This window comes from Halomonas sp. (genome assembly GCF_041689495.1).
In the GTDB taxonomy this organism is placed as follows: domain Bacteria; phylum Pseudomonadota; class Gammaproteobacteria; order Pseudomonadales; family Halomonadaceae; genus Halomonas.
The window spans coordinates 1-3,217 of the sequence record NZ_JBDNGD010000365.1 but is presented as its reverse complement, the minus strand read 5'-3'; the positions used below and the strand labels follow the sequence as shown (position 1 = coordinate 3,217).

1 protein-coding gene and 2 pseudogenes are annotated in these 3,217 nt (G+C 63.4%); all 3 read left to right on the top strand.

Going from position 1 to position 3,217, the window contains the following annotated elements; all coding sequences use genetic code 11:
- Positions 1 to 135 (top strand): annotated as a pseudogene (locus ACESMD_RS11455) (IS1595 family transposase); the annotation flags it as partial.
- Between the two features lie 173 nt (positions 136 to 308).
- Complete coding sequence (gene hemB, locus ACESMD_RS11450) at positions 309 to 1,307, top strand: porphobilinogen synthase (protein ID WP_372613246.1); 999 nt, start codon at positions 309 to 311, stop codon at positions 1,305 to 1,307.
- 60 nt (positions 1,308 to 1,367) lie between these two features.
- Positions 1,368 to 3,217: pseudogene (gene ppk1, locus ACESMD_RS11445) on the top strand (polyphosphate kinase 1); the annotation flags it as partial.

The window sequence follows — 3,217 nt, the reverse complement described above, 5'->3', positions numbered from 1 at the left end:
TACCTCGCCGCGTTCACCTATCGATTCAACCGCCGCTTTGATCTCAGGGCGCTGCCGACACGGCTGCTCATCGCCGCCGTGCGCTGCAAGCCGCAACCCCAGCGGGTGATTCGGTCGGCTGAGCTTCATTGCTAATCAGGAACACTTTAGAGAGTCGCCTTCGTCGGGACAAGCCATGACTTTCGATACCCGGCGGCACTGATATACTCGCAGCCCCGTGACGATAGCTGTCATCGTATCGTCATCATCTGCTGCCATGGTCGACCGAGGCGGCCAAGAGAAGATAACGGAGACGTGCCTTGAGCTTCATGACCACCCGCCAGTTCCCTGCCAGCCGACTGCGGCGCATGCGCCGTGATGACTTCTCGCGCCGGATGATGCGCGAGACCCTGCTGACGCCCGCCGACCTGATCTGGCCGGTGTTCGTGCTCGAGGGCGAAGGACAACGCGAGACGGTAGCCTCCATGCCCGGCGTGGAACGGCTGTCGATCGACCTGCTGATCGAGGAGGCCCGCGAGGCCCATGAGCTCGGCATCCCCGCCCTGGCACTCTTCCCGGTGGTGGGGTCGGCGCTGAAAAGCGAACTGGCCGAGGAAGCCTACAATGCCGGCGGTTTGGTGCAACGCGCCGTGCGCGCCCTCAAGACAGCGCTCCCCGAGCTCGGCATCATCACCGACGTGGCGCTGGACCCCTTCACGAGCCACGGTCAGGACGGCATCCTGGATGAGCAGGGCTATGTCCACAACGACCACACCGTGGATACACTCCTCAAGCAGGCACTTTCCCACGCCGAGGCCGGGGCCGACATCGTGGCGCCTTCCGACATGATGGACGGTCGCATCGGGGCCATCCGCGGAGTGCTGGAGCAGGAGAAACTGGTCAATACCCGGATCATGGCCTACAGCGCCAAGTATGCCTCGTGCTATTACGGCCCCTTCAGAGACGCCGTCGGTTCCACCGCCAACCTGGGCCGCGCCGACAAGACCACCTACCAGATGGATCCCGCCAACAGCGACGAGGCCCTCCACGAGGTGGCCCTGGATCTGGCCGAAGGGGCAGACATGGTCATGATCAAGCCGGGCATGCCCTATCTGGACGTGGTACGCCGAGTGAAGGAAGAACTCAGGGTTCCGACCTTCGCCTATCAGGTGAGTGGCGAGTATGCCATGCACATGGCCGCCTTCGACAACGGCTGGCTTGACGCCGATACTGTCATCATCGAGTCCTTGACATGCTTCAAGCGTGCGGGAGCGGATGGTGTCCTGACCTACTTCGCCAAGCGAGCCGCCAGATTGCTCAACCGATAAGGCCAGGGTCTGGGCTGAGGCCGCTGAGTGGGACCCTTTCCGCCACCGACAGGAGACAGGATGGACGACCCACGCCAGGACGAGCCGCGCCTCGAGGCCGAGACACCCGATAGCCGCCTCGGCGAGCCGGTCACGGAACACCCCGCGCCACGGCTCAATCAGACCCGCGCCGGCATCAAGCCCAGGGCGATTCCCGACCCCCAGGCGGACTTCGGTGACCCGGGCCTGTATTTCAACCGGGAGCTCTCCCACCTGCAGTTCAATATCCGGGTGCTGGAGCAGGCCCTGGATGAGGCCCATCCGCTCCTCAACAGGCTGATGTCCCTTCTGATCTTCTCCTCGAACATGGACGAGTTCTTCGAGATTCGCGTGGCCGGCCTCAAGAACCAGTTGGCGCTGGGTGACAACACCACCGGCGCCGATGGACGATCACCACGGGCCGTACTAGCAGAGATCGCCCAGCTCGCCCACGCCCAGGTGGCATGGCAGTACCGGATCCTCAACGAGGTATTGATTCCCTCCCTCATGACGCAGGGCCTGCGCTTTCGTCGCCGGGGAGAGTGGACAGCCGACCAGCGCGACTGGGTCCGCGACTATTTCGAGACCGAGATCATGCCGGTGGTCAGTCCCATTGGTCTGGACCCTTCCCACCCCTTTCCCCGACTGGTCAACAAGAGCCTCAACTTCATCGTCCAGCTTGAAGGCAAGGACGCCTTCGGACGCGAGGGCGGCCTGGCGATCCTTCCCGCGCCGCGTTCACTGCCGCGGGTGATCGCCCTGCCGGCGAGGTTATGCGAGTCGGGCTTCACCGAATATGTCTTCCTGTCATCGATGATCCACGCCCATGCCGAGGAGGTCTTTCCCGGCATGGTCGTGCGCGGCTGCTATCAGTTTCGCCTGACACGGAACGCCGACTTCTCGGTGGATCCTGAAGACGTCTCGGACCTGGCCTCGGCACTGCGTGGCGAACTGCTGGCGCGACGCTACGGCAGTGGGGTGCGCCTCGAGGTAGCCACCAACTGCCCGGAAGCGCTCACAGGCTTCCTGCACAGGCAGTTTTCCCTGGATGAGATCGACCTCTACCGCGTCGAAGGCCCGGTGAATCTGACTCGCATGATGTCGGTACTCGATGAGGTGGATCGACCCGAGCTGCTCTACCGCCCCTTCAACCCGGGCATCCCCAAGCCTCTCACTCACAAGGAGAGCCTGTTCGAGGCGATCGGCGAGGGCGACATCCTGCTTCACCACCCCTTCCAGGCCTTCTCGCCGGTGGAGAAACTGCTTCACGAAGCGGCCCGAGACTCGACCGTGCTGGCCATCAAGCAGACGCTCTACCGAACCGGGGCCGACTCGCCCATCGTCAACGCCCTGGTGGAGGCCGCCGGTAACGGCAAGGAAGTCACGGTGGTGATCGAACTGCGTGCACGCTTCGACGAAGCCGATAACCTGGCCCTGGCGTCGCGGCTCCAGGAGGCCGGGGCCATCGTCATCTACGGGGTCATGGCTTACAAGACCCATGCCAAGATGATGCACATCGTGCGTCGCGAGCAGGGCAAGCTTCGCCACTATGCCCACCTGGGCACCGGCAACTACCACTCCAGGACGGCGAAGCTCTATACCGACTACAGCCTGATGACCGCCAACCCCGAGCTATGCGAAGACGTCCACCGCGTCTTCCAGCAACTCTCCGGCATGGGCAGGACACGACACATCTAGCTCCTCCTGCATGCGCCCTTCACCCTCCATGAGCGACTGGTGGCGATGATCGATCGGGAAGCCGACCAGGCGCGACGGGGACGGCGAGGCCACCTGATCATCAAGTGCAACTCCCTGACCGAAACCAGGCTGATCCAGGCGTTGTATCGAGCCTCTCAGGCCGGCGTGGAGTGTGACCTGATCATCCGCGGCAT

Coding starts and splice junctions, on each gene's coding strand:
- hemB (WP_372613246.1), top strand. CDS start 309: ATGACCACCCGCCAGTTCCCTGCCAGCCGACTGCGGCGCATGCGCCGT.